Annotated in this window: 22 protein-coding genes; 13 read left to right on the top strand and 9 right to left on the bottom strand. The window is 74.4% G+C overall.

Annotated elements, in window-relative coordinates; all coding sequences use genetic code 11:
• Positions 1-47 precede the first annotated feature (47 nt).
• A complete protein-coding gene (locus ZF1_RS06255; RefSeq protein WP_482636703.1) occupies positions 48-1,169 on the top strand; it encodes an acyltransferase family protein in 1,122 nt (373 codons plus the stop codon).
• Here ZF1_RS06255 and ZF1_RS06250 read toward each other — a convergent pair.
• Complete coding sequence (locus tag ZF1_RS06250; RefSeq protein WP_062400735.1) at positions 1,162-1,968, bottom strand: PIG-L family deacetylase; 807 nt, start codon at positions 1,966-1,968, stop codon at positions 1,162-1,164. The two genes, ZF1_RS06255 and ZF1_RS06250, sit on opposite strands and share 8 nt — an antisense overlap.
• A 127-nt stretch (positions 1,969-2,095) precedes the next feature.
• On the opposite strand from ZF1_RS06250, the gene ZF1_RS06245 reads away from it, so the two are divergent.
• The 5 genes from ZF1_RS06245 (at position 2,096) to ZF1_RS06225 (ending at position 8,221) form a co-directional block, all read left to right on the top strand.
• Positions 2,096-3,763, top strand: coding sequence for a benzoate-CoA ligase family protein (locus ZF1_RS06245; RefSeq protein WP_482636702.1), 1,668 nt, complete (start codon positions 2,096-2,098; stop codon positions 3,761-3,763).
• Positions 3,764-3,859: 96 nt separating this feature from the next.
• Positions 3,860-4,303 carry a GNAT family N-acetyltransferase gene (locus ZF1_RS06240; protein WP_178374194.1) on the top strand — a complete coding sequence of 148 codons (444 nt, stop codon included), beginning with the start codon at positions 3,860-3,862 and terminating at the stop codon, positions 4,301-4,303.
• Positions 4,304-4,404: 101 nt separating this feature from the next.
• Positions 4,405-6,117, top strand: coding sequence for a 2,3-epoxybenzoyl-CoA dihydrolase (gene boxC / locus ZF1_RS06235; RefSeq protein WP_482636701.1), 1,713 nt, complete (start codon positions 4,405-4,407; stop codon positions 6,115-6,117).
• A 3-nt stretch (positions 6,118-6,120) separates the two neighbouring features.
• Positions 6,121-7,533 (top strand): benzoyl-CoA 2,3-epoxidase subunit BoxB, encoded by a 1,413-nt coding sequence (gene boxB / locus ZF1_RS06230; protein ID WP_062400733.1) that lies wholly within the window; start codon positions 6,121-6,123, stop codon positions 7,531-7,533.
• Positions 7,534-7,642: 109 nt separating this feature from the next.
• The gene (locus ZF1_RS06225) at positions 7,643-8,221 is read left to right on the top strand and encodes a hypothetical protein (RefSeq protein WP_482636700.1); all 579 of its coding nucleotides are present in this window, start codon (positions 7,643-7,645) and stop codon (positions 8,219-8,221) included.
• 34 nt (positions 8,222-8,255) lie between these two features.
• On the opposite strand, the gene ZF1_RS06220 is transcribed toward ZF1_RS06225, so the two are convergent.
• Positions 8,256-9,680: a ferredoxin reductase family protein gene (locus ZF1_RS06220; RefSeq protein WP_482636699.1), complete on the bottom strand. Its 1,425-nt coding sequence runs from the start codon at positions 9,678-9,680 to the stop codon at positions 8,256-8,258.
• Positions 9,681-9,825: 145 nt separating this feature from the next.
• Between ZF1_RS06220 and ZF1_RS06215 the strand changes: the two genes are divergently transcribed.
• On the top strand, positions 9,826-10,848 hold the full coding sequence (locus ZF1_RS06215; RefSeq protein WP_482636698.1) for a YdcF family protein: 1,023 nt from the start codon (positions 9,826-9,828) through the stop codon (positions 10,846-10,848).
• 16 nt (positions 10,849-10,864) lie between these two features.
• Here ZF1_RS06215 and ZF1_RS06210 read toward each other — a convergent pair whose 3' ends face one another.
• Together ZF1_RS06210 and ZF1_RS06205 are read right to left on the bottom strand one after the other, a co-directional pair.
• Complete coding sequence (locus tag ZF1_RS06210; protein WP_482636697.1) at positions 10,865-12,388, bottom strand: alpha/beta hydrolase; 1,524 nt, start codon at positions 12,386-12,388, stop codon at positions 10,865-10,867.
• A 129-nt stretch (positions 12,389-12,517) separates the two neighbouring features.
• Complete coding sequence (locus ZF1_RS06205; protein WP_482636696.1) at positions 12,518-13,729, bottom strand: macrolide family glycosyltransferase; 1,212 nt, start codon at positions 13,727-13,729, stop codon at positions 12,518-12,520.
• A 51-nt stretch (positions 13,730-13,780) separates the two neighbouring features.
• On the opposite strand from ZF1_RS06205, the gene ZF1_RS06200 reads away from it, so the two are divergent.
• Positions 13,781-14,557 (top strand): alpha/beta hydrolase, encoded by a 777-nt coding sequence (locus ZF1_RS06200; protein ID WP_073576200.1) that lies wholly within the window; start codon positions 13,781-13,783, stop codon positions 14,555-14,557.
• 131 nt (positions 14,558-14,688) lie between these two features.
• Here the strand turns inward: ZF1_RS06200 and ZF1_RS06195 are convergent, their stop codons facing one another.
• The 3 genes from ZF1_RS06195 to ZF1_RS06185 form a co-directional block, all read right to left on the bottom strand.
• Complete coding sequence (locus ZF1_RS06195) at positions 14,689-15,111, bottom strand: META domain-containing protein (protein ID WP_482636695.1); 423 nt, start codon at positions 15,109-15,111, stop codon at positions 14,689-14,691.
• 62 nt (positions 15,112-15,173) lie between these two features.
• Positions 15,174-15,548 (bottom strand): cupin domain-containing protein, encoded by a 375-nt coding sequence (locus tag ZF1_RS06190; protein ID WP_062400727.1) that lies wholly within the window; start codon positions 15,546-15,548, stop codon positions 15,174-15,176.
• Positions 15,549-15,565: 17 nt separating this feature from the next.
• Complete coding sequence (locus ZF1_RS06185; protein WP_145983253.1) at positions 15,566-15,784, bottom strand: hypothetical protein; 219 nt, start codon at positions 15,782-15,784, stop codon at positions 15,566-15,568.
• Between the two features lie 126 nt (positions 15,785-15,910).
• On the opposite strand from ZF1_RS06185, the gene ZF1_RS06180 reads away from it, so the two are divergent.
• Complete coding sequence (locus ZF1_RS06180; protein ID WP_482636694.1) at positions 15,911-17,992, top strand: copper-translocating P-type ATPase; 2,082 nt, start codon at positions 15,911-15,913, stop codon at positions 17,990-17,992.
• Here the strand turns inward: ZF1_RS06180 and ZF1_RS06175 are convergent.
• The gene (locus ZF1_RS06175) at positions 17,985-18,989 is read right to left on the bottom strand and encodes a LacI family DNA-binding transcriptional regulator (RefSeq protein ID WP_357546044.1); all 1,005 of its coding nucleotides are present in this window, start codon (positions 18,987-18,989) and stop codon (positions 17,985-17,987) included. The two genes, ZF1_RS06180 and ZF1_RS06175, sit on opposite strands and share 8 nt — an antisense overlap.
• A gap of 93 nt (positions 18,990-19,082) precedes the next feature.
• Between ZF1_RS06175 and ZF1_RS06170 the strand changes: the two genes are divergently transcribed.
• Entirely contained in the window at positions 19,083-20,735 is a 1,653-nt protein-coding gene (locus ZF1_RS06170; protein WP_482636693.1) for a glycoside hydrolase family 13 protein, read from the top strand.
• Between the two features lie 84 nt (positions 20,736-20,819).
• On the opposite strand, the gene ZF1_RS06165 is transcribed toward ZF1_RS06170, so the two are convergent.
• Positions 20,820-21,761: an SDR family NAD(P)-dependent oxidoreductase gene (locus ZF1_RS06165; protein WP_178374202.1), complete on the bottom strand. Its 942-nt coding sequence runs from the start codon at positions 21,759-21,761 to the stop codon at positions 20,820-20,822.
• A gap of 176 nt (positions 21,762-21,937) precedes the next feature.
• Between ZF1_RS06165 and ZF1_RS06160 the strand changes: the two genes are divergently transcribed.
• The 3 genes from ZF1_RS06160 (at position 21,938) to ZF1_RS06150 (ending at position 24,511) form a co-directional block, all read left to right on the top strand.
• Positions 21,938-22,516: a TetR/AcrR family transcriptional regulator gene (locus tag ZF1_RS06160; protein ID WP_062400719.1), complete on the top strand. Its 579-nt coding sequence runs from the start codon at positions 21,938-21,940 to the stop codon at positions 22,514-22,516.
• A gap of 88 nt (positions 22,517-22,604) precedes the next feature.
• Positions 22,605-23,105, top strand: coding sequence for a MarR family winged helix-turn-helix transcriptional regulator (locus ZF1_RS06155; protein ID WP_244326204.1), 501 nt, complete (start codon positions 22,605-22,607; stop codon positions 23,103-23,105).
• Positions 23,106-23,242: 137 nt separating this feature from the next.
• The gene (locus ZF1_RS06150) at positions 23,243-24,511 is read left to right on the top strand and encodes an FAD-dependent monooxygenase (RefSeq protein ID WP_405418991.1); all 1,269 of its coding nucleotides are present in this window, start codon (positions 23,243-23,245) and stop codon (positions 24,509-24,511) included.
• Positions 24,512-24,523: the final 12 nt, after the last annotated feature.

The raw sequence follows: 24,523 nt of genomic DNA, 5'->3' as shown, positions 1-24,523 counted from the left end.
CCTTCACCCGGATCAACAGGTCGCCGGCGGTGTGCGACGGTGACGATGTGGTGGTTCCGACACCCCCGCCGGGGACCCGTCGCCGGGAGCCCGGCTGGGACGTACTGCGCAGCACCTTCGTGCTGCTGGTCGTGCTCTACCACGCCACGCACCTCGGCCCGGTGCTCCACCCGGAGCTGGCGCCGCGCAGCGTCTCCTTCGACCACCAGGTCGGGGCGAGCCTGCTGCTGGTCGTCTCGGCCTACTTCGCCTGCGCGACGCTCGGCCGCCACTCCCCCGGGCGCTACTGGTGGGGGCGGGTCGCGCGGCTGCTGCCGGCGTTCGTCGTCGCGGTGCCGCTGGCCTGGGTGGCCCTGCGCTTCGTGTCCCCGCCGGACTGGGCGTCGCCGCCGGCACGGGAGATGGTCGTCAACTGGCTGATGCTGGGGAACTGGGACACCGAGCGCTACCCGTGGCTCGACCCGGCGTTCTGGACGTTGCCGCTGCAGCTGATGGCGTTCACCGCCGCCGCGGTGCTGAGCGTGACGCGCTGGGGGTACGGGCCGCGGCTGCGGGTGCTGCTGTGGGCGATGGTGGTCGTCCCGCTGCTGCTGTGGCCGCTGCGGGCGCGGCCGGGCGACGTCGCCGACCCGCCGTGGTGGTACCGGACCGTCGTCGACGGGCTGGGGTTCCACCGGCTGCACCTGTTCGTGGCCGGGATCGCGGTGTGGCTGTGGTCGACGCGGCGGATGCGCACCCCGCACGCGATCGCCCTGCTGGCGGTGTGCGGCCTGGCCCAGTTCGTGCACGGCCTCGAGCCGGGACCCGACGGCGTCGTGCGGATCGACCTCGACCACCTCGACGCCGTCGCCGCCGCGCTGGTCTGCGCCGGGATCGCGCTCGTCGCCGTGGTGGCCCGGCTGCCCCGGCCGGGCTCGCGGATGCCCACCCCGCTGGCGACGGCGGTGCGCAGGCTCGCCGGCATCTCCTACGGCGTCTACCTGGTGCACCAGACCGCCGGCTACGTGCTGATGCGCCGGCTGCAGGACCTCGGAGCCGGACCGCTGGCGCAGTCCGCGGCGATGCTGGCGACGGCGGTGCTGCTCGGCTGGGCGCTGACCCGGCTGGTGGAACGCCCGGCCCACGCCGCGCTGATGCGGGCGTGGGACCGGCGCGCGGGCGTCACCTGAGCGGCTCGAAGACCTCGGTCCAGATCTCGGGCGCGGTGGCCGGGTTCGGCTGCGCGTCGACGATGTAGAACTCGGTGCCCAGCCCCATCGCGAATACCGGGTCCGGCATCGTCAGCATGAAGTGGTCGGGGCCCATCTGACTGGCGTGCGCGCGCATCGAGGCCCGCTTGGTCTCGGCGTACTCGACGGCCTCGACCCGGTGGGTGATCTCGGACTCGGGCTTGCCGAACGACCCGTCGTCGGGGATCTCGGGCATCTGCCAGTCGCTGCCGCGCTCCTTCTGCAGCCCGCGCATGCCGCGGAGCAGCCAGTCGCGGTTGGTGGTGTTCTGCGCGACGACCGGCACCCCGGCGAGTTCCCCGGCGCGGCCACCGACCCGGTGCACCTGGATGTGGTCGGGGTGGCCGTAGCCGCCGTTGTCGTCGTAGGTGGTGAGGACGTCGGCCTCCTCCTCCTCGAGGATCAGCGCGAGCCGCTTGGCCGCGTGCTCCACCGGGGCCTGCCAGAAGCAGTAGGGGGCGTCGTTGCTGGGCTCGCCCATCATCCCGGAGTCGACGTAGCCGAGGAACTCCACGCGGGCGACGCCGAGGGCGCGGGCCGAGGCGTGGCACTCCGCGGAGCGGCGGACCGGCAGCTGCTCCCCCTCGGCCAGGACACCGGGTACCGGTTCCCCCAGCTCGCCACGGGTGGCGAAGACGAGGACGACGCGGTGGCCGAGCGCGGCGGCCTTGGCGAGCGTGCCCGCGGTGCCGATCGACTCGTCGTCGGGATGGGCATGGAAGCTGACGAGGGTCCCCACGGACGGTGAGCCTAGGAGCCGGTCCCGGCCGCCCCGCACCGGGCCGTCGTCGATCTACACACCGTTGACGCGCCGTCCGATGTGTGTAGCATCACAGGTCCCCGAACCGGCACAGGAGCCACCCACCATGGCCGATGTCGTCAGCGTCGACAACGTCGATCCCGCCCACACCGCCGTGCCCGTCCCCCGCAGCGCGCAGCAGGCGCCGGAGGCGTTCAACGCCGCCGCGCACCTCACCGCCGCCCGTGTCGGGGCCGGGGACGGCGGCCGCACCGCCGTCCGTTTCCCCGGCGGCTCGCTCACCTACGCCGCCCTGACCGACCGGGTCCGGCTCGTCGCGGGGGCCCTGCGCCGGGCCGGCGTGCGGCCCGAGCAGCGCGTGCTGCTCGTGATGCCCGACGACGTCGAGCTGTTCACCGCGATCCTCGCGACCCTGTGGGCGGGCGCGGTCGCCGTGCCGTGCTCGACGATGCTGACCGGACGCGAGCTCGCCGTGCTCGTCCGGGACTCGCGGGCGACCACCGTGATCGGCGGCGAGGCGTTCGCCGCGCACCTCACCGAGGCCGTCGCGGGAGCGCCCGACCTGGAGCGCGTCGTGCTGACCGGGGCCGACCCGCTGGTCGCCGGGGTCACCTCCCTGACCTGGGACGCCCTGCTCGACGGCGCCGACCCGCTGCCCGATCCCCACCCGACCTGGGCGGAGTCCCAGGCGCTCTGGCTCTACACCTCGGGCACGACCGGTAAGCCCAAGGGCGCCATGCACCGCCACGACGACATCCGGTTCGTCGCCGACACCTACGGCCGCCAGGTCCTCGGGATCCACCGCGACGACGTCTGCCTGTCGGTCGCGAAGCTGTTCTTCGCCTACGGCATCGGCAACTCGATGTTCTTCCCGCTCTCGGTCGGCGCCTGCACGGTCCTCGAACCGTCCCGGCCGAACCCCGAGCACTACTCCCGCCTCGCCGAGCAGCACGGCGCGACGCTGTTCTTCGCCGTCCCCAGCTTCTGGGGCCCGATGATCGCCGCCGACCTGCCGCGCGAGCGGTTCGCCACCGTGCGCCGCGGCGCGTCGGCGGGCGAGGCGCTGCCCGCGCGGATGTTCCACGGCGTCCTCGACCGCTACGGCTTCGAGGTCCTGGACGGGATCGGTTCCACCGAGGCGCTGCACATCTTCATCTCCAACCGGCCGGGCGAGGTCGTGCCGGGGAGCTCCGGCTTCCCGGTCCCCGGCTACGAGGTGGAGCTGCGACGGCCGGACGGCAGCGTCATCGACGGCCCCGGCGAGCAGGGCATGCTCTACGTCGCGGGCGACTCGGTGTGCACCGGCTACTGGTGCCGCACCGAGGTCAACCGCGCGGTGTTCCAGGGCCGCTGGATGCGCACCGGAGACCAGTACGTCCGCGGCGAGGACGGGTCGTGGACCTGCCTGGGCCGGGCCGACGACGTCCTCAAGGTCGGGGGCATCTGGGTCTCCCCCGGCGAGGTCGAGACCCGCCTGCTGGAGCATCCGGGGCTCGCGGAGGCGGTCGTCGTCGGGATCCCGGACGACGACGGGCTGGACAAGCCGGTCGCGTTCGTCGTGCCCCGCGACCCGGCGGCGGCGCCGTCGGAGGCCGAGCTGGTCGCGTTCTGCCGCGAGGGGCTGGCGTCGTTCAAGCGGCCGCGCGCCGTGGTCACCGTCGACGAGCTGCCCAAGACCCCCACCGGGAAGATCCAGCGCTACCGGCTGCGCGCGCACGCCGCCGCGCTGCCGGGAGCCGGGGGGAACCCCGGCGACCCGGAGACGGTGGTCTGAGAACCGTCCGGAGTGTCTCGATGTAGGACGTTCGCTCGACCCGGGCCGCTCCGCCGGGGTTCACTCGGCGGACACACCGAGGGCGAGGAGGCCGGCGTGGACACGTGGGACTGGATCCCGGAGACCCCCGCGACCTGGGACGACCGGAAGGGCCGGGTGCTCGACGGTCTCGACCCCGCGCTGTTCGGCCTCGGCCGTCCCGGCGACGGCGACCCGCTCGGCGACGAGTGGTGGCGTGTCGAGGACGCCGACGGCACGACCGTCGCCTACGGCCGGCTCGACGGCAGCTGGGGTGACGCCGAGATCCTGGTCCTCGTCGCCCCCGCGGCCCGGCACTCCGGCGTCGGCTCGTTCGTGCTGGAGCGGCTGGAGGCCGAGGCGGGCCGGCGGCGGCTGAACTACCTGTACAACGTCGTGCCGCACGGCCACCCCGACCCCGAGCCGGTGACCGCCTGGCTCACCGCGCGCGGCTTCGCCCGCAACGACGTCGGCGAGCTGCGCAAGCAGGTCCCGGCCGCGCTGGTGCAGAACCAGGGCTGAACCGGCCGGGGCCGCAACCCCGATACTCCACACTCTTCCGTCGCCACGTCATCTGGTTGTAGTCTTTGATGGCCGCAACGACGCGTGGAGGAGCGGAGTCCATGAGCAGTGCAGACCCGTCCGTCGACCCGGACGACGGAGACGTCCCGCGGGTGGACTTCGACCGCGACCCGTCGGGCTACCGGCACTGGCAGCTCGCGCTCGACCCGGACGACCCCACGGTCGCGTACGTGAAGCTCGACGTCGACGAGGCGGGCGGCCTCGTCCCCGGCTACGAGCTGAAGATGAACTCCTACGACCTCGGCGTCGACATCGAGCTCTACGACATCACCCAGCGGCTGCGGTTCACCCATCCCCGGGTCAGGGCCGTCGTGCTGACCAGCGCCAAGGACCGCAATTTCTGCGCGGGCGCGAACATCCGGATGCTCGCCGGGTCCTCGCACCCGTGGAAGGTGAACTTCTGCAAGTTCACCAACGAGACCCGCAACGGCATCGAGGACGCGACCGCGTACTCCGGCCAGACCTGGATCGCCGCCGTCAACGGCACGGCCGCCGGCGGCGGCTACGAGATGGCGCTGGCCTGCGAGCGGATCCTGCTGATCGATGACAACTCCTCCACCGTCGCGCTGCCCGAGGTCCCGCTGCTCGGCGTACTGCCCGGCACCGGCGGCCTCACCCGCGTCACCGACAAGCGCCGCGTCCGCAAGGACCGCGCCGACGTCTTCGCCACGAGGTCCGAGGGCCTCGGCGGGAAGCAGGCCGTCGAGTGGAAGCTCGTCGACGAGGTGATCCCCAAGCGCCGCTGGGACGAGACGGTGGCCGAGCGGGCCGTCGAGGCCGCGGCGGCGTCGACGCGGCTGCCCGCGGACGACGGGATCGAGCTGCCCCCGCTGGAGCGCACCGAGACCGCCGACGGCATCACCTACCCGCACGTGCGCGCCGAGTTCGACCGTGACCGGGGCCTGGTGGAGATCACCGTCGACGGGCCCGGGGGCGGTGTCCCGGAGAGCATCGAGCGCGTGCACGCCCTCGGCGCGGACTTCTGGCCGCTGGCCATGACCCGCCAGCTCGACGACCTGGTCCTGCGGCTGCGCAGCAACGAACCCGAGCTGGGCACCTGGGTGATCCGCACCCGGGGCGACGTCGAGGACGCACTGGCCTTCGAGCGCGTCATCGAGCAGCACTCCGGCGACGACTGGCTGGTCAACGAGATCCGGCACTACTTCAAGCGCACGCTCAAGCGTCTGGACGTCACCAGCCGCAGCCTGATCGCGCTGGTCGAGCCGGGCTCCTGCTTCGCCGGTGCGCTGCTGGAGCTGGCCCTGGCCTGCGACCGCCAGTACATGCTCGACGGCACGATCGAGGGCGACGAGCAGGGCGACGAGGCCCAGATCATGCTCACGGCGTCGAACTTCGGCACCTTCCCGATGCCCAACGGACCGTCCCGGGTCGCGAGCCGCTTCCACGGCGACGACGACCACGTCGCCACGCTCCGCAAGGAAGTGGGGCGCCGCCTCACCGCGGCCGAGGCGCTGGAGCTGGGCCTGGTCACCGACGCCCCGGACGACATCGACTGGGACGACGAGGTCCGCATCATGCTCGAGGAGCGGGCCTCGCTCTCGCCGGACGCGCTGACCGGGATGGAGGCCAACCACCGGTTCGTCGGGCCGGAGACGATGGAGAGCCGCATCTTCGGCCGGCTCACCGCCTGGCAGAACTGGATCTTCGTGCGCCCGAACGCCTCCGGGCCGGAGGGCGCACTGCGCAAGTACGGGACGGGCCGCAGGGCCGACTTCGACCGCAAGCGGGTGTGAGCCATGAGCATCGACTACTCCGAGAAGATCCCCAACAACGTCGACCTCGCCGGGGACCGCAAGCTGCAGCGTGCCCTGGAGTCCTGGCAGCCCAACTTCCTCACCTGGTGGAAGACGATGGGCCCGGCCGTCCCGACCCAGGACGTCTACCTGCGCACCGCCGTCGACGTCGGCAAGGAGGGCTGGGCGCAGTTCGGCCACGTCGCGATGGAGGAGTACCGCTGGGGCGTGTTCCTCGCCGAGCGCTCCGACGACCGCCGGATCGCCTTCGGCGAGAACCGCGGCGAGCCGGTCTGGCAGCAGGTCCCCGGCGAGTACCGCGCCGACCTGCAGCGCCTGATCGTCATCCAGGGCGACACCGAGCCCGCCTCGGTGGAGCAGCAGCGCCGCCTCGGCGAGACCGCCCCCAGCCTCTACGACCTGCGCAACCTCTTCCAGGTCAACGTCGAGGAGGGCCGCCACCTCTGGGCGATGGTGTACCTGCTGCACGCCTACTTCGGCCGCAACGGCCGCGAGGAGGCCGAGGCGCTGCTGCAGCGCAACTCCGGCGACCTGGACAGCCCCCGCATCCTCGGCGCGTTCAACGAGGAGACCCCGGACTGGCTGTCGTTCTTCATGTTCACCTACTTCACCGACCGGGACGGCAAGTACCAGCTCGGCACGCTGAAGGAGTCCGCCTTCGACCCGCTCTCGCGCACCTGCGAGTTCATGTTGAAGGAGGAGGCCCACCACATGTTCGTGGGCACCACCGGCATCGACCGGGTGATCCAGCGGACCTGCGAGCTGATGCGCGAGCACGACACCGCCGACATCGCCCCGCACGGCGGCATCCCGCTGGACGTGATCCAGAAGTACATCAACTTCCACTACTCGGTCAGCCTCGACCTGTTCGGCTCCGAGCAGTCGACGAACGCGGCGAACTACTTCACCGCCGGACTCAAGGGCCGCTGGCAGGAGGAGCGGCGCCGCGACGACCACGTGCTGACCGAGGACGGCTACGGGATGGAGCAGGTCCGCGACGGCGGCGTCGTCACCGACGAGGTCCCGGCCCTGCTGGCACTGAACCTGGACCTGCGCAACGAGTACGTGAAGGACTGCCAGTCCGGGCTGAAGCGCTGGAACCGCATCCTGGAGAAGAACGGGTTCGACGACCGCGTGTACCTCCCGCACGTCGGGTTCAACCGGCAGGTCGGGCTGTTCTCCTCCCACGAGCTCACCCCGAAGGGCGACCTGATCTCCGCCGACGTGTGGGCGTCCCGCCAGGACGACTGGCTGCCGTCGGAGGCCGACCGGACGTTCGTGCAGAACCTGATGCGCCCGGTCTACGAGCCCGGGAAGATCGCGGGCTGGATCGCGCCGCCGTCGAACGGGATCAACGGCAAGCCCTTCGAGTACGAGTACGTCCACCTCGCCTGATCGTCCACACCGGACCGTTCACCGAGAGTGGTCACCGTTCGCCGACCGGGTGACCGTTCGCCGCCCGTCGCGCTCGCGTGACCCCGCATCGGGCCCGTTGACTGACCCCGTGGTCACAGGACGGGGTGCGGCGGGCACACAACGCGACGACGACGCCGGCGACACCGCCGACCGGGTCGACGACCGGGTCGGCGGCGCGGGGGTGGCCGCCCGGTTCGGCCGCGTCACCGCCGACGACGCGTCGCCCCCGGTGTTCGGCACCGCCCCGTGGGGCTACCGGCGGGCCGAGGTCGACGCCTGGGCGAGCTGGGTCGCCCGGCTCGTGGAACAGGGCCGCCGGGAGACGGTCCGGGCGGACAGCGCGGAGGCCACCCTGCAGGCGACCCTGCAGCGCCTCGACGAGCTGGAACGACGGCACGACCCGGCTCCCGCGACCCCGGTGCCCGCGTCCCCGGCCGCCGCGGGCACGGGGTCGCCGGGCCCGGCCGCACCGGACACGGGGTCACCGGCCCCGGGGTCGACCGCTCCGGGCACGTCGGACACCGGCGGCCCGGCCGCGCTGCCCCGTCGTCGTCCCGGTGCGGCGGGCGCGCCCGTGCCGCCCGGCGGCGAGGAGGTGCAGCGCCTGCGGGTGGTCGAGACGACCCTCGGTGAGGTCATGGCGCTGCTGCAGCGTCTGGCGCCCTGACCCGCCCGCCCCGCCCGGGCTCCCGGACGCGTCGTCAGCCGAAGTTCTCCACGTGCACGCGCCGCTCCGGCACCCCGGCGCCGAGCACGGTCCGCCGGACCATCGCGGTCCACCGGCCGGGACCGCACACGTACACCTCACGCACCGCGATGTCGGGGATCCGGGCGCGCAGCGCGGCGAGGTCGTCGGCCCGGCCCGCGTCGGCGCCCCACCACGACCCCGCCCCCCGGCGACGCCCGGGCGAGGCCACCACGTGCAGGTTCCGCTCCCGGGCGAGGCGGGTGAACTCCCGTGCGAACAGCGGCTCGCGGGTGAAGCGGTGCACCACCACGACGTCGGCGGACTCGTTGAGGAACTTCTCCGCCAGCGCACGCAACGGGGTCATCCCGACGCCCGCGCCGATCAGCGCGACCCGCGGGCTGGTCCGGGTGCGCGGGGTGAGCCGTCCGTAGGGGCCCTCGATGTAGACCCGGGTGCCCTGCCGCAGGTTCGGGACGGCGGCGCTGCCGTCGCCGAGCTGTTTGACGGTGATCCGCAGCGAGCGGGCCGTCGGCGGTGCCGACAGCGAGTACGGGTTGCCCGCGGGCCAGCCACGCCCGGACCGGAACCGCCAGACGAAGAACTGCCCGGCCGAGGCACCGAGCTCGCGCAGCCGGTCGCCGATCATGTGCACCGACACGCTGCCGTCGCCCTCGGGCAGCACCGCGGCGACGGTGATCCGGTGGCGGCGCGACCGGAGCACCGGGACCGCGACCCGCCAGACCACGACGGCGAGCACCGCGGCGGACCACAGCCCCCACCAGAACACCGTCCGCGACGGCGAGGTGGTGAACTCCCGCCCCGCCCACAGCTGGTGCGGCAGCGCGAGGAACACCCCGGCGTAGCCCCACAGGTGCAGCAGGTGCCACCACTCGTAGCGCAGCCGGGTGCGGATCCACCGCGCGCTGGTCACGACGACGAGCACCACCAGGACGGTGCCGAGCGAGGCCGCGACCATCCCGGGCCAGGTCCACGTCAGCTGCCAGAACCCGGCGGGGACGCGGCCCGCGCCGGTGGGGCCGTGCGCCCAGCTCGCGCAGCCGACGTGCGCCAGCATCCCGGCGAACGAGGCGATCCCGGTACCGCGGTGCAGCGCGATGAGGTGCCGCTGGCCGAACGCGTGCTCCAGCAGCGGGATCCGGGCGGCGAGCAGCACCTGCCCGAGCAGCAGCAGCGACGCCAGCAGCCCGCAGAGCCGTCCGGTCTCGGCGACGGCCCCGGTGCCGCCCCCCAACAGCCCGGTCGCGCCCCCGCCGTCGACCCACCAGGCGAGCACGAGCAGGACCGCGAGCGCGGCGAGGACGCCCGTGGCACGGCGGACCCGGCGGTCGGCGCGGGCGACGTCGCGCGCGGGGACCGGTGGGTCCGGCTTGAAGCGGCCACCGGGCACGCGCACTGTGGGGGCGAAGAGGGACGACACGGTGCCGTCATCCTCCCCGACCGCCGGGCGGCGCCGTCGCCGGGACCCGGTCCGGCGCACCGGGCCGACCGCCGGCCGCCACGACCGGGTGGCCGCCCGGGCCGTCCGGGGCCGGTCCGTGGGGCGGGGAGAAGGATCGTCGTCGATGTCCGACTCGTCCCTCACCCTGCTCGTGACCGTCCTCGCGGTCGTGCTGCCCGTCGTGCTCGCGGTCGTCGTCACCGTGTTCACCGTGCGGCGGATCCGGCGCGACCCCCGACGGCTGGGCAACGCCTACTGGCTGCTCGCCGCGGCGGTGAGCCTCGGGTGGGTGCTCGCGCTCGCCGGGTCGGGCGGCAACCCCGTGTTCGGTGCGCTCGTGCTCGCCGTGGTGCTGTCGCCGCTGATCACGGTCGTGTTCGCGGTGTTCTGCGTCCTCAACGGCGCGGTCATGCTGCGTCGGGAGCGCTTCTCGCTCGGCAACTCGCTGTCGCTGCTCACCGGCCTGGCGATCATCGGCCTGATCGTCGCGGTCTGGCCGGTGCTGGCGCTGCACTCGCTCGTGTTGCGCGCGCTGTGGCTGGCCTGCCTGCTCGCGGCTGCGTTCCTGGCGTTCCAGTTCGCTGCCTTCCTCGGCTATGCGCGCCTCTACCGGTGGCTGGTGCGCGACCGGCCCGCGGACTGGGTGGTCGTGCTCGGCTCCGGGCTGCACGGCAGCGAGGTGCCGCCGCTGCTGGCGTCGCGGATCGCGACCGGGATGGACGAGCTGACCCGCCGCGGGGCCGGACGGCTGGTGCTGTCCGGTGGCAAGGGTGACGACGAGCGGCTCGCCGAGGGCGAGGCGATGGCCCGCTGGGCCGCGGCGCACGGCGCCGACCCGGCGGTGCTGACCGCGGAGACCGACTCGCGGACCACCGAGGAGAACCTGCGGTTCAGCTCGGCACTGGTCGGCGACGGCCCCGGGGTCATCGTGACCAGCAACTACCACGCGTTCCGGGCGGCCCTGCTGGCCCGGCGGCTCGGCGTCGACGCCCAGGCCGTGGGGGCACCGACCGCCGGCTACTACTGGCCCAGCGCGGTGCTGCGCGAGTTCGTCGCGGTGCTGCGCGAGTACCGGGTGACGAACGCGGTGCTGCTGGCCCTCGTCGCCGTCCCGGTGCCGCTGGTGCTCGTGCTCGTCGGCAGCTGAGCCGGCTGGGCCCGGCTCACCCGCCCGCGGCCGCCGGGGACGGCGGCGGCAGCGGCGGGCACTGCCGGTCCGACCGGTCCCCGCCGGTGCGCTTCGGCAGCGCGCCGGTGAGCAGGTAGTCGGCGACCGTGTCGTCGGTGCACGCGATCCCCGACAGCGACGACGAGTGGGTGTGCCCGCCGACGCCCTCGACCAGCGACGAGCCGGGGAAGGTCCGCCGGGCCTGGAGTGCGCCCTCGTAGGGGGTGGCGCCGTCGTAGGTCTCGGAGATCAGCAGCGGGCCGGCCCGCAGCGTCCCGGCGACCTTCGGTGCGGGCCCGGGCTTCACCGGCCAGTCCCGGCACGGCGCGTTGTACCAGGCGTTGCCCCAGGTCTCGAACGGCGCCTTCCGGTCGGTGGCGGTGTTGTCGCGCTTCCAGGTGGCCCAGTCGTGCGGGAACGGGGCGTCGGTGCACTGGGTGGCGAGGTAGACGGCGTAGTTGTTGTCGTCGGTGGGCGAGCCCGCCTGGTCGTAGGCGGCCTTGAGCTTCGCCGCGTCCTTCTTCGTGCCGGCGACGAACGCGTCGGCGACGGAGGTGTACTCCCCCACGTTGTAGCCGGCGCGCAGGAAGATGTCGGTCCACTCCGAGGACCCGATCCGCCCGCCCAGCGGGGCCTTCCGGAACTCCGCGGCGAGGTCGTGGAAGCGCTTCTCGACGGCGTCGCCGGTGGTGCCGAGGTGGTAGGTGGCGTCGTTCTTGGCGACCCAGTCGAAGAAGGTCTCGATGTTGCGCTGGAACGCGACGTCCTGGTTCAGGTTGGCCCGGTACCACCAGTCACGGGGGTCGACGACACCGTCGAGGACCATCCGGCGGACCTTGTCCGGGAACATCGTGGCGTAGACCTGGCCGAGCATCGTGCCGTAGGAGAAGCCGTAGTAGTTGATCTGCGGTGCCCCCAGGGCCCGGCGGATCAGGTCCATGTCGCGGACGGTGTCCTCGGTGCGCAGGTGCGCGAGCAGGTCGCCGCCGGCCTTGCCGCACGCCTGGGCGTAGGCCTTGACCTTCGGCAGCCACGCCTCCTCGGCGCCGTTCTCCGGCCGGTAGTCGGGGCGGGCGTAACCGCCGTAGTCGGCGTCGCAGGTCAGGGCGGGACGGCTGGTGCCCACCCCGCGCGGGTCGAAGCCGATCCAGTCGTAGGCGGCGCCGGCGTTCTTCGGGACGGCGCCGCCGAGCCGGGACAGGCCCAGCCCGGGGCCGCCCGGGCCACCGGGGTTCACCAGCACGACGCCCTGGTACTGCGCCTGAGGCACGGTGTGCCGGATCCGCGACACCGCGATCTCGATCTTCTTGCCGGCGGGCTGCGCGTGGTCCAGCGGGACCGTCAGGAAGCCGCACTCGGCCGTGGCCTGCTGCAGCGACGGGCTCGTGCACGGACCCCACGTGATGCCCTGTCCCGGCGGCGGCGGCGGTGCGGGCGGTGCGGGCGCGGCCAGGGCCGGACCGGCCGTCCCGAGCGCCACCCCCACGGCGACGAGCAGCGTGATGATCGTCCTGCGCACCGGCTCCACCTCTCCGGGCGCACGCGCCCGCCCCCCGACCGAGAGGCAGACGTTGCCATTAGCAACGCTGTGTCCACAATCGCCACGCCCGACGGTGCCCCGAACGGACCAGCGCGGGTCGGGACGGGCTCAGCGGCGTCCCCCGCAGCCACCGACGAGGGCGCACGCCGCACACAGCGCGGACGGCGCCAGACCCTCGACGACGTCCGCGGCGGCCGCGGCCCCGCCGGCCGCGCGGGCGGTCGCCTTCTCCTCGGCGCAGCGGCGCGCGACCTCCTCCGACGAGGACACCCGCAGCACCGCCTCGCGCAGCGTCTCCGGGGTGACCGCGTCGGCGGGCAGGTGCTCGCCCACGCCGAGCGCGGCGATCCGGTCGGCGTTGCCGAACTGGTCCACCGCCTGCGGGACCGCGACCATCGGGACGCCGTGCCACAGCCCCTCGGTGCAGCCGCCCATCCCGGCGTGGGTGACGAACGCCGACGCGTGCGCCAGCACCGCCAGCTGCGGCACCCATTCCCGGACGGTGACGTCGTCGGGGACCTCGCCGAGGTCGGCCGGGGCGACGTGCGGGCCGGTGGCGAGCACGGTCTGCCAGCCGGTGCCGGTCATGGCGTCGATGCAGGCCCGCCAGAACTGCGGCCGGTCGGTGTAGGCCGAGCCGAGCGACACCAGCAGCAGCGGGGCCTTCGGCTTGGGCCACAGCCCCTGGTGCGAGCGGTCGCCGATGACCGGGCCGACGAAGGTGTAGCGGTCGCGGTCGACCCGGTCGAGCTCGGGCTGCATCGCCTCGGGGATCAGCGCCACCGAGCGGTCCGGGCGGCCGAGGAACTCCCGGCTCCCGACACCGGCGCCGACCTCGTCCAGCCAGGCGTCCAGCTCGCCGCGCCAGGCGAGCCCCTCGGGGGTCTCCAGGAACGCGAAGGCCTCGGCCATGTCGGTCTCGAAGCCGTCCCAGGCCACCATGTGCGGGGACAGCTCCACCCGCGGGATGCCCCGGACCCGGGAGAACGCGTGCCCGGCCCAGCCGCTGCCGTCGTAGCAGACGACGTCGGGGTGCTCGTACTGCAGCGCGTCGGCGATCTGGTCGTAGGCGGAGCGGGCCTCGGCGGAGAACAGCCGCATGGCCTCGATCCCGCCGTCGGGCCACTGCTCGCCCTTCGCCGGGTCGGGCAGATCGGTGCGGATCCGCAGCGGCGTCGCCCCCGTCGCGGCGACGGCCTCGGCGAACCGCTCCGGGACCGGGTAGGTGACACGGTGGCCGCGGGCGACCAGCTCGGCCATCACCGGCAGGTTCGGGTGGACGTGGCCGTGCGCGGCGGTGGTCGACATGAGGACGTGCACGACCAGAGTGTGCCTTGACCGGCCGGTCGCGCGCCGACGAGGATCACCGGAATGGCCCGGCTGCGCTGCGACGTCGTCGCCGACTCCCTCGGACTGGCCACCTCGGTCACGGTGCTGCTGCCCCAGCCGTCGCGGACCCGCATCGGCGCCGGGGTGCGCGACCTCGACGCCCCGCCACCGGTGCTCTACCTGCTGCACGGCCTGTCCGACGACGACACCGCCTGGACCCGCTACACCGCCGTCGAGCGGTACGCCGACGAGCTGGGTCTCGCCGTCGTCATGCCGCAGGTGCACCGCAGCTTCTACACCGACCAGGCCTACGGCGGCCGCTACCGCACCTGGGTGACCGAGGAGCTCCCGGCGCTGGTGGCACGGTTCTTCCGGGTGTCGGCCGACCCGGCGGAGACGTTCGTGGCGGGGCTGTCGATGGGCGGCTACGGCGCGCTGTCCTGGGCGCTGGCCGAGCCCGGCCGGTTCGCGGCCGCGGCGTCGCTGTCCGGGGCGCTCGACCTCGCCGCGCTGGCCGCGGGCCCGCCCCGCGAGGAGGACCCCCGGATCTGGGAGCGGATCCTCGACGGCGCCCCGGTGGCCGGCACCGAGGCGGACCTGTCCACCCTGCTCGCCCGGCTCGACCCGGCCGCGGCGCCCGCGCTGTACGTGTGCGCGGGGACCGAGGACCCGCTGCACCCGCAGTCGGTGCGCTTCGCCGAGCTGGCCCGGGCCGCCGGGGTGTCCGTGAGCACCGCGTTCGGCCCCGGCGAGCACGAGTGGGGCTACTGGGACGCCCGGATCCGCGACGTCCTGGACTGGCTGCCGCTGCCGCGCTGATCCGCCCCGGACCGGGCGCTGCACTCCCGTGGTCGGCGGCACGGTTCCGCGACGCTCGACGCTCGACGACCGGCACCCGCGTCGAGGAGCACGTTCGCGCCCTCCGCGGGGCGGGAACGTGCGCCTCGGTGTCAGCGGGGTGCGCGCACCAGGCGCACGGGCTCGCCCGACGCGGGGTGCAGGAGCAGGGCGTCGCCCTCGGTCTCGACGCGGACGGCCTCGGAGACCCAGCGCGCGACGGGCACGTTCTCGCAGCCGATCATCGTGCTGAGGCCCGCCGACGCCCGCAGGGTGCCGCCGTCGCCGAGGCTCCAGTCGCCGCTCTGGCCGTTGCAGCCGTCCGAGCCGGTCCAGGTGCCGTCCGCGGCGAACTCGGCGAACGCCCGGCCCTGCGCGGTGCCGTCGGCGGGCAACCAGCGGACGCCGGTGAGGTCGGCGGCCGTGGCCGCGCGCGGGCCGGCGGTCTGCGCACCGCCGACCGAGGCACCGCCGGTGCCGCATCCGGCCAGCAGGAGCGCGGTGAGGGCGGCGAGGGCAACCGTCCGGATCGTCACGCCCCAGGTGTACCGGATCGGGGTCCCCGACCGCTCCCGAGGCGCGGCGCCACGGGGCCGGATCAGCTCCCGGGCTCGTCGTCGCGGTGCGCGGCACCGATCTCGAAGGCGGGCAGGCAGACGGCCACGTACTCCGCCCCGTCGGGGCCGGGTGAGCTGTAGCGCACCCACTCCCCCGGCGCGGTGTGCACGGCCTGCCCGGCGGCGACGTCGAGCTCCCCGCCGTCGAACTCGACCCGCAGTGCGCCGCGCAGGACCAGGGTGTACTCGTCGAACTCCGGGGTCTGGCCGGGCTCGGCCCAGCCCGACGGGCTGCGCATGTGGGCGACCGAGACCCGGCCGTCGCCGGAGTTCACCCGCCCGACGTACTCGTCGATGGTCTTCGGCGGGGTCCCGGCGGCGGTGACCCGGCTGGCGTTCTCGATCAGCTTCGGCACGGCACCATCCTGCCGCCTCAGCGCTCGGCGGGCGGCCGGGGTGCGGGCAGCGCCGGTGCGGGGCGCCCGTCCACCGGCTCGGCGGGGAACGGTCCACCGTGCGCGGACAGGTCGATGCACACCGTCCGGGCGTGCGGCAGGACGAGCACCGTCTGGTCGGCACCGGGCCGCATCGGGTGCCGGTAGTGCGCGGCGACCCAGCTGCGGTTGCGCCAGTGCCCCTCGACCCGGACCACGCCGACCACCTCCCGTGGTGTCCCCGCGGGACGACCACGACGGTACCCCGCGCGGCCCGTCGACCGGGAATACCCTGGGGGGGTATATGCGCTGCAGCGGGCGTCCACGACGTCGGGAGGTAGACGATGCACGACGAGCCACGGGCGGCCTCCGCCCCGCAGGAGCACGGGACGCACCCCGGCGGCGCCCCCGGGACCCACGCCGGACACGACGGACACGGCGGCCGCGGCGGCCACACGGGACACGGGCATGCGGGCCACGCGGCGGTGTTCCGCGACCGGTTCGTCGTCGCGCTGGTGCTCGCCGTCCCCGTCGTCGGGTTCAGCGCGATGACCGGGATGCTGCTCGGGTACTCGCCCCCGGCGTGGTCGGCGTGGATCCCCCCGGTGCTCGGCACCGTGATCCTCTTCTGGCCGGGGTGGCCGTTCCTGTCCGGCGCCGTCGCCGAGATCCGGGCGCGCCGGCCCGGGATGATGCTGCTCATCGGCATGGCCGTGGGCGTCGCGTGGGTGGCGAGCATGCTGAGTTCGCTCGGCGTCGGCGGGCTGGACTTCTGGTGGGAGCTGGCGCTGCTGGTCGTGATCATGCTGCTCGGGCACTGGCTCGAGATGCGTGCGCTCGGGCAGGCGTCCGGGGCCCTCGACGCGCTGGCCGCGCTGCTGCCCGACACCGCCGAGCGGGTCGGCGCCGACGGCACGGTCGGCACGGTCGCACCGGCCGACCTGACCGTCGGCGACGTCGTGCTGGTCCGGTCGGGCGCCCGGGTGCCCGCCGACGGCACGGTCGTCGACGGTGCCGCCGAGGTGGACGAGTCGATGATCACCGGCGAGTCCCGGCCGGTCCCGCGCGGCACCGGCGACCGGGTGGTGGCGGGCACCGTCGCCACCGACTCGGCGCTGCGGGTCCGGGTCGACGCCGTCGGCGAGGACACGGCGCTGTCGGGCATCCGCCGCCTGGTGGAGAACGCGCAGGGTTCTCGCTCCCGGGCCCAGGCACTCGCCGACCGCGCGGCGGCGCTGCTGTTCTGGTTCGCCGCGGGTGCCGGGGTGGCGACCTTCGCCGCGTGGACGCTGCTCGGCGACACCGCGCAGGCGGTCACCCGCACCGTCACCGTGCTCGTCATCGCCTGCCCGCACGCGCTCGGGCTGGCGATCCCGCTGGTCATCGCGATCTCCACGGCCCGCGCGGCACGCTCCGGGGTACTGGTCACCGACCGGCTCGCGCTGGAGCGCACCCGCACCGTCGACACCGTGCTGTTCGACAAGACCGGCACGCTCACCACCGGCAGCCCGCGGGTCGTCGGGACCGCGGGCGCTGCGGACACCCTGGCCCTGGCCGCCGCCGTCGAGGTCGACAGCGAGCACCCGCTGGCCCGCGCCGTCGTCGCCGCGGCGGACGGGCGGGCCGTCCCGGCCGCACACGGGTTCCGCTCGCACACCGGACGCGGGGTGTCCGCCACCGTCGACGGGCGGCCGGTCGCCGTCGGGGGTCCGGCGCTGCTGCGCGAGCGTGGTCTCGAGGTGCCCGCCGAGCTGACCGGCGACGTGCACCGGTGGAGCGACGACGGCGCCACCGTGCTGTACGTGGTGGCCGGTGCGGACCCCGGCGAGGTGGTGGGCGCGCTCGCCCTCGCCGACGCGGTCCGCCCGGAGTCCCGGGCCGCGGTGGACACCCTGCACGCCCGCGGCGTACGGGTCGTGATGCTCACCGGTGACGCGCGCCCGGTGGCCGAGGCGGTCGCCCGCGACCTGGGCGTCGACGAGGTCGTCGCCGAGGTGCTGCCCGAGGGCAAGGACGAGGCGGTGGCCCGGCTCCAGGACCGCGGCGCGGTCGTCGCGATGGTCGGCGACGGCGTGAACGACGCCCCGGCGCTGGCCCGGGCCGACGTCGGGATCGCGATCGGCGCCGGCACCGACGTCGCGGTCGCCTCGGCCGGGGTGGTCCTGGCCTCGTCCGACCCGCGCGGGGTGCTGTCGGTGATCGCGCTGTCCCGCGCCGGGTACCGGAAGATGCTGCAGAACCTGTGGTGGGCGGCCGGCTACAACCTGGTCTCGGTGCCGCTCGCGGCCGGGGTGCTCGCACCGGTCGGGTTCGTGCTCCCGCCCGCGGTCGGCGCCCTGCTGATGAGCCTGTCCACGGTCGTCGTCGCGCTCAACGCGCAGCTGCTGCGCCGGGTGGAGCTGCGCCCGGACCGGCTGGTCAGCTGACCCGGGGTGGCGCCGTCGTCGCCCGGACCACCAGCCGGGTCGGGACCTCGACGTCGCCGGGGGCGTCGCCGCCCAGCGCGGCGAGCAGTGCCCGGGCGGCGAGCTCGCCCTGGCGGCGGACCGGCTGGGCGACCGTGGTGAGCTCGGCGACGGCGGCCGAGTCGTGGTCGTCGAACCCGACCACCGACACCTGGCCCGGCACCGCCACTCCGGCACGGCGCAGGGTGCGCAGCACGCCGACGGCGAGCTCGTCGGACATCGCGAACACCGCGGTCGGCATCACCGGGAGGGAGAGCAGCTCGGCGGCCGCGGCGTCGCCGTCGGCCACCCCGGCCCCGGGGGCGACGACCGGGCCGCGGGGCCGCCCGGCCTCGGCGTGCGCGTCGGCCCAGCCGTCGCGCCGGTCGGTGGTCGTGGCGCGGCCGTTGGCCTCGTCGGGGTCGAACGACACCAGCGCGACGCCGCGGTGGCCGAGCCCGAGCAGGTGCCGGACGGCGGTGCGGGCTCCGGCGCGGTCGTCGATGCCGATCCGCGGCCGTCCCGGCATGTCCCCGCCGAGCACGACGACCGGGATCCCCAGCGCGTCCAGCGCCGCGGCCTCGGTGGTGTCGATCGCCGAGGCGACGACGATCAGCCCGTCGGCGCGCCCGCGCACCGGCAGTGTCGCGAAGAAGTGCGCCCGCGCGTCCGGGTCGCCGAGGTTGTGGAGCTGGGTGACGTGCCCGGCCGCGGACAGCACGCCCTCCACCCCGGCGACGGCCTCGGCGAAGAACCAGCGGGTCGGGAAGCGGGCGAGCACGGCGACCGTCAGCGGCCGGACGGGGAGGGAGTAGCCGAGGGAGGCCGCCGCCCGGCGGACACGTTCGCGGGTGTCGTGCGAGACGGGGGTGCCCTCGCGCAGGGCGCGCGACACCGTCGCCGGGGAGACCCCGGCGAGCTCGGCGACCCGCCGGACACCCACCCGGCGTACGACCTCGCGCACCGGCTCGTCCGTCACGGGCGTCATCGTGCCCGCGCCTCGACAGCGGTTGCAACCGGATGAAACACTCTGCAACACCGCCCCGCCCCACGATCCGTACCCGGGAGCATCATGTCCGTGCACGAGCAGGACTGGTGGCGCAACGCCGTCGTCTACCAGGTCTACATCCGCAGCTTCGCCGACGGGAACGGCGACGGGACCGGTGACCTCGCCGGTCTGCGCAGCAGGCTCGACCATCTCGCCCGCCTGGGCGTCGACGCGATCTGGATCAACCCCTGGTACCCGTCGCCGCTGGCCGACGGCGGCTACGACGTGGCCGACTACCGCGCGATCAACCCCATGTTCGGCGACACCGCGCAGGCCGAGGCCCTGATCGCCGAGGCCCACGCGCGCGACATCCGGGTGCTGCTCGACATCGTCCCGAACCACCACTCCGACGAGCACGTGTGGTTCCGGCAGGCGCTGGCCGCGGGCCCCGGCTCGCCCGAGCGCGAGCGCTACCTGTTCCGCGACGGCCGCGGCGAGAACGGTGAGCTCCCGCCGAACAACTGGGAGTCGATGTTCGGCGGGCCCGCGTGGGAGCGGGTCGTGTCCTCCGACGGGACGCCGGAGCAGTGGTACCTGCACCTGTTCGACATCCGGCAGCCGGACGTGAACTGGGAGCACCCGGAGGTCCGTGCCGACTTCGAGGAGACCCTGCGCTTCTGGTTCGACCGGGGCGTGGACGGGTTCCGGGTCGACGTCGCGAACTCGATGGTGAAGGAGCCCGGGCTGCCCGACATCGTCGAGGGCGTCAACGACGCCCAGGACGGCGGCCACCCCTACCTCGACCGCGACGGCGTCCACGACATCTTCCGGTCGTGGCGCCGGATCGGCGACACCTACGACCCGCCGCGGGTGTTCGTCGCCGAGGCCTGGGTGCCGGATCCGCAGCGCCTGGCCCGCTACCTGCGCCCGGACGAGCTGCAGACCGCGTTCAGCTTCAACTTCCTCACCGCCGCCTGGCTGGCCGACGACCTGCGCGCCAACATCGACGACGCGATCGCCGAGAACACCCGGGTCGGCGCACCGGCGACCTGGGTGCTGTCCAACCACGACGTCTGCCGGCACCCGAGCCGACTGGCCCGCAAGCCCGAGGCCGGGCGCGGCTGGAACCTCGACGACGTGATCGCCCTGCCCGCCGACCCCGAGCTCGGCCTGCGCCGGGCCCGCGCGGCGACGCTGCTGATGCTCGCGCTGCCCGGTACCGCGTACCTATACCAGGGCGAGGAGCTCGGGCTGCCCGAGGTCGAGGACATCCCGACCGACCGGCTCGACGACCCGACCTGGGAGCTGTCCGGGCACACGCTGCGCGGCCGCGACGGCTGCCGCGTCCCGCTGCCCTGGTCCGCGGGCGAGCCCGGCTTCGGGTTCGGCCCGTCCGGGACGCCGTGGCTGCCGCAGCCGGAGGTGTTCGCCCGGCATGCGGCCGACGCACAGGAGGCCGACCCGGACTCGGTGCTGCACCTCTACCGGGACGCACTGGCGCTCCGCCGCGCGCACCCCGCACTCGGCGGCGGCGCGCTGACCTGGCAGGAGTCGCCGGAGGGCACGCTGGCCCTGGCCCGCACCTCGGACTCCGGCGACGGCGGCTTCACCTGCCTGGTGAACGTCTCCTCGGCGCCGGTGTCGCTGCCCGAGGACGCCGAGGTGATGCTGTCCAGCGGCCCGCTCACCGCCCGCGGCGAGGTCCCCGCCGACACCGCGGTGTGGCTGCGCCACTGACCGGCGCGCCCGTCCCGGACGCCCCCAGGGGAACTCTCGTGGCTTCTAGCGCCACGAGGGTTCCCCTCGGGGCAGTCCCCGGGGTCAGGCCACGATCGGCAGCCCGGCGAACCAGACCTCGCGCAGCGTGCGCTCGGTCCAGCGCCAGACCCGCCGTGCGGCGACCGGGTCGAGTGCGTGCGTGGCGACCCCGCCCGCCACGCCCGGCCCGGCCGGCCCCGCCTCCGCGAGCCCGGCGAAGTAGCGCCCGCTGATCCCCCCGACCAACGGCGACGCCGCTGCCAGCACGACCGTGGCGGCACCCTGCTCGGGGTCGGCCCCCGCCGGGCCGGGGTCGGCCGCGTTCACCGCGATCCCGTCGCCCGACCAGCGACGCGCGGCCTCGACCGCGTGCAGCAGCGCCGCGCTGCGGGACCGGGCGTGGGCGAGGTGGGCGTCGTAGCGCTCGTCGGAGAAGTGCGGGTCCTCCGGGTCGAACGCCGCGTCCCGGTGGGCCGCGGAGGTCACGGTGACCACCCGCGCCCCGTCGACCGCGGTGAGCGCCCAGTGCAGCCCCGAGGTGAGCGACGCCGGCCCGAGGTGGTTGACGGCCAGGTGCAGCTCCCAGTCGTCGACGGTGCGGGTCAGCGGGGCACCGGTGACGGCCGCGGCGTGCACGAGCATGTGCAGCGGACCGTCCCACAGGCGCACGAAGCGGGCGATGGAGCGCTGGTCGGACAGGTCGAGCTCGCCGACGGCGACACGCTCGTTGCCGGTGTCGGCGACGATGCCGTCGCGGGCGACGGCACCGGCCTCGGCGTCGCGCACGGCGAGGGTGACCTCGGCCCCGGCGGCGGCCAGTGCGCGGGCGGCAGCGAGGCCGACCCCGGTGGTCGCACCGGTGACGACGGCGCGCCGGCCGGTGAGGTCGACGCCGGCGAGCACGTCGGAGGCGGTGGTCCCGGCCGGTGCGGCCGGCAGGACGGCACGGGAGGTGCCGGTGGTGGACAGCGGACGGGATCGGTCGGTCGTGGAGCGGAACAGCATGGCGTGATCCCTTCTGAGCACCGGGTACGCGGTCGGTGACGTCGTCGTTGCGTCGCCGTGTCCCCGGGGACAAGTAAACGGAGGATCCTCCGTATGACTCCGGACTCTATCCGGAGCATCCTCCGGATCGCAAGACGTATCGTGGGATCGTCAGTCCCACCCGAGGAGGCACCGCCATGGGCACCAGCACACGTTCCGGCCTGCGTGCGGACGCCGCGCGCAACCGTGAGCTGCTGCTGGCCGCGGCCGTGCGCGCGTTCACCGCGGAGAGCCGTGGCGGCCCCGCCACGACCCTCGACGGCATCGCGAAGGACGCCGGAGTCGGCATCGGCACGCTCTACCGGCACTTCCCGAACCGGGACTCCCTGGTCGAGGCCGTGTACCGCAACGAGCTCGACCGGCTCTGCGCCGCCGCCGAACAGCTGCGCACCGAGCTGCCCGCGGACCGGGCACTGCGGGCCTGGATGGACCGCTTCGTCGACTACGTGATCACCAAGAAGCACCTCGCGGACTCGCTGCACGCTCTCGTGGCCTGCGGGCACAACCCGTTCGCGCAGAGCCGCGAGCGGATGGTCGAGGCGGTCCGCCTGCTCCAGAAGGCAGGCATCGCCGACGGCACCCTGCGCGACGACGTCGACGCCGCGGACGTGCTCGTCGGCACCAGCGGGATCTGCATGGCCGTCGCCGATCCGCAGGGCCGCGAGCAGGCCGGACGCCTGCTGGACCTGCTCGTCGACGGCCTGCGCCCGCGCTGAGCCCCGGCCCGGCCACCCCGGGTGATCGTCCGGACACGTAGGATCTCCTGCGGACGAGGGCCCCGGCCCGGACGAGCACGGAGGCATGATGGGTGAGCTGTTGCGCGGCGGAACAGGCGTCGCCCCCGCTCCCCCGGCCGACCTCGTCGCCGCCCCCGGCTACGGGGCGCGCCGGATGTACCAGGCCTACCTCGCCGCCTGGAGCCGCCACGTCGACCCGGTGCTGACCGGCCCGCAGTTCGCGGTGCTCTCGGCGATCCGTGCCTACCCGGAGTCCGACCAGAGCTCGCTGGCCGGCGCGGTCGCCCTGGACACCTCGACGATGGCCGACGTCTGCCGCCGGATGGAGCGCCGCGGACTGATCGAGCGCACCGAGTCCCCCCGCGACGCCCGGCGCAAGATCCTCTCCCTCACCGACGACGGCGCGGCCGCCCTCGTCGAGGTCACCCGCCGGACCCGGCGCCTGGACGCGGAGCTGCTCGCCGCGGTGCCCGAGGACCGGCGCTCGGAGATCGCCGGCCTGCTCAACACCCTCGGCGCACACTGGGAGGCCGTCGCGGAGCGGACGTCGTTGCCCGGCAACGACTGAGCCCCGGCCGCCCGGGTTACGTCCCGGTTTCCCTTCCGGGTCGTTCGCACGAAAACCTTGCGTATCCGGATAGTACGTGCTCGGATTACTTCTCGTGCGGGCCACGTCACAGGCCCGACGGACGCGAGGAGGTAGTCGTGGCACCCAGCCAGTCCCTGGAGATCACGGTCACGGGCGGCGGTCTCGGCGGACTGACCGCCGCACTGGCCCTGCGCCGTCAGGGCTTCCGGGCCACCGTGCTGGAGGCCGCGCCGCAGCTCGGCGAGGTCGGTGCCGGCATCCAGACCGCCCCCAACGCCAGCCGGATCCTGTTCGGCCTGGGGCTGCGCCGGTCGCTGGAGCGGATCCACACCGCCCCGCAGGACCAGGTGCGGCGCCGCTGGGCCGACGGCTCGATCATCGCCCAGCTCCCGCTCGGGCAGCAGGTCGTCGACACCTACGGCGCCCCGTACTGGCACTACCACCGCGCCGACCTGCACCGGATCCTGCTCGAGGCATGCCTCGACCCGGACGGCCCCGGCCCCGCGGTCACCGTGCACACCGACGCGAAGGTCGTCGAACTCGACCGCACCGACCCGGACCGCCCGGTCGCCGTCACCGCGCGCGGGCTGCGCGTCGCGGGCGACGTGCTGGTCGGCGCGGACGGCATCCGGTCCGGTGTCCGCGACCTCGCCGGGTTCGACGACACCCTCGTCTTCTCCGGCGAGATGGCCTACCGCGCCCTGATCCCCGGCGAGCTGATCGCCGCGGACCCTGCGACCCGGTTCCTGCTCGACCGCTACCACTCCACGATCTGGTACGGCCCCGGCAAGCACCTGGTGCACTACATGATCCGCCGCGGCGAGTACCTCAACGTCGTCGCGATCGTGCCCTGCACCGAGCAGGTCGAGCGCGACTGGAGCGCCCCGGCGACCGCCGAGGACCTCGTCGCCGACTTCGCCGACTGGGACGACCGCGTCCCGGCGATGCTGTCCAAGGCCAAGGACGACGTCTCGGTCTGGGCGCTGTACCGGCGCCGCCGCGACCCGGTCTGGCTCGACGGCCGGGTCGCCCTGCTCGGCGACGCCTGCCACGCGATGCTCCCCTACCAGGCCCAGGGCGCCTCCCAGGCGATGGAGGACGCCGCCGTGCTGGCCGAGGAGCTCGGCGCGGTCGGCCGCGGCGGGATCGACACCGCGCTCGCCCGCTACGTGCAGCGCCGTGCCAAGCACGCGGGTGTCGTGCAGGACGCCTCGCTGCAGAACATGGACTTCTACCACCTGCCCGACGGCCCCGAGCAGCGCGAACGCGACGAGAAGCTGCGCCGCTTCCAGGGCGAGTCCGACGTGTCCTACGACTGGCTGTGGCGGGGCTCCCCGCTGAACGACCCGGACGACGAGTCCGTCACCTACCCCTTCGCCCGATAGAGGAGCACCGAC

The sequence above is a fragment of the Pseudonocardia sp. ZF1 genome (genome assembly GCF_056835605.1).
This window is presented reverse-complemented; position numbering and strand designations above follow the sequence as displayed.

Coding starts and splice junctions, on each gene's coding strand:
- ZF1_RS06155 (WP_244326204.1), top strand. CDS start 22,605: ATGGGTGAGCTGTTGCGCGGCGGAACAGGCGTCGCCCCCGCTCCCCCG.
- ZF1_RS06170 (WP_482636693.1), top strand. CDS start 19,083: ATGTCCGTGCACGAGCAGGACTGGTGGCGCAACGCCGTCGTCTACCAG.
- ZF1_RS06165 (WP_178374202.1), bottom strand. CDS start 21,761: ATGCTGTTCCGCTCCACGACCGACCGATCCCGTCCGCTGTCCACCACC.
- ZF1_RS06245 (WP_482636702.1), top strand. CDS start 2,096: ATGGCCGATGTCGTCAGCGTCGACAACGTCGATCCCGCCCACACCGCC.
- ZF1_RS06215 (WP_482636698.1), top strand. CDS start 9,826: ATGTCCGACTCGTCCCTCACCCTGCTCGTGACCGTCCTCGCGGTCGTG.
- boxC (WP_482636701.1), top strand. CDS start 4,405: ATGAGCAGTGCAGACCCGTCCGTCGACCCGGACGACGGAGACGTCCCG.
- ZF1_RS06180 (WP_482636694.1), top strand. CDS start 15,911: ATGCACGACGAGCCACGGGCGGCCTCCGCCCCGCAGGAGCACGGGACG.
- ZF1_RS06200 (WP_073576200.1), top strand. CDS start 13,781: ATGGCCCGGCTGCGCTGCGACGTCGTCGCCGACTCCCTCGGACTGGCC.
- boxB (WP_062400733.1), top strand. CDS start 6,121: ATGAGCATCGACTACTCCGAGAAGATCCCCAACAACGTCGACCTCGCC.
- ZF1_RS06160 (WP_062400719.1), top strand. CDS start 21,938: ATGGGCACCAGCACACGTTCCGGCCTGCGTGCGGACGCCGCGCGCAAC.